1 protein-coding gene is annotated in these 1,020 nt (G+C 64.1%); it reads left to right on the top strand.

Annotated elements, in window-relative coordinates; all coding sequences use genetic code 11:
• Positions 1–1,020: UDP-glucose/GDP-mannose dehydrogenase family protein (locus tag CK219_RS31000; protein WP_095770221.1), on the top strand; the 1,020-nt coding region annotated here is incomplete at both ends.

The following is a 1,020-nucleotide window of genomic DNA, read 5'->3' as shown; positions in this document are numbered from 1 at the left end:
TTTGGGATTGGCTATGTCGGTCTCGTGCAGGCCGCTGTGCTGGCCGAGGTCGGCCATGAGGTGGTGTGCGTCGATATCGACGAGAAGAAGGTGGAGCGGCTCAACCAGGGCTTGGTGCCGATTTTCGAACCGGGCCTGGAGGCTCTCGTCAGGGAAAACCACGCGGCCGGCCGCATCCGCTTCACCACCGACGCGGCGGCGGCGGTCAGGCATGGCCAGATCCAGATGATCGCGGTCGGCACGCCCCCCGGCGAGGATGGCTCGGCCGATCTGAAATATGTGCTGGCCGTCGCCGAGACCATCGGCCGTGAGATGGACAGCGCCAAGATCGTCGTCGGCAAGTCGACCGTGCCGGTCGGCACTTGCGAGAAGGTGAAGGCCAGGATTGCCGAAACGCTGAAGAGGCGCGGCCGCGAGGATCTCGCCTTCGACGTCGCCTCGAACCCCGAATTCCTCAAGGAAGGCTCGGCGGTCGCCGATTGCATGAAGCCGGACCGCATCATCGTCGGCACCTCCAGCGAGGACACCGAGATGGTGATGCGCGAGCTCTACGCGCCGTTCAACCGCAACCACGAGAAGATGATCGTGATGGACGTGCGCAGCGCCGAATTCACCAAATACGCCGCCAACTGCATGCTGGCGACCAAGATCAGCTTCATGAACGAGATGGCCAATCTCGCCGAGCAGCTGGGCGCCGACATCGAGGAGGTGCGCAAGGGCATCGGCTCGGATCCGCGCATCGGCTACCACTTCATCTATCCCGGCCTCGGCTATGGCGGCTCCTGCTTCCCCAAGGATGTGCGCGCGCTGATCAAGACCGCCGAGGGCGTCAAGTTCGACGCCAAGCTGCTGCGCGCCGTCGAGGAGCGCAACAATGCGCAGAAGTCGGTCCTGTTCGACAAGGTCAACCACTATTTCAAGGGCGCGCTGAGGGGCAAGACCTTTGCTGTCTGGGGGCTGGCCTTCAAGCCCAACACCGACGACATGCGCGAGGCGCCGGCGCGCACGCTGATGGAAGCG

Origin of the sequence: Mesorhizobium sp. WSM4313 (assembly GCF_002294725.1) — a bacterium.
GTDB lineage: Bacteria > Pseudomonadota > Alphaproteobacteria > Rhizobiales > Rhizobiaceae > Mesorhizobium.
This window is presented reverse-complemented; position numbering and strand designations above follow the sequence as displayed.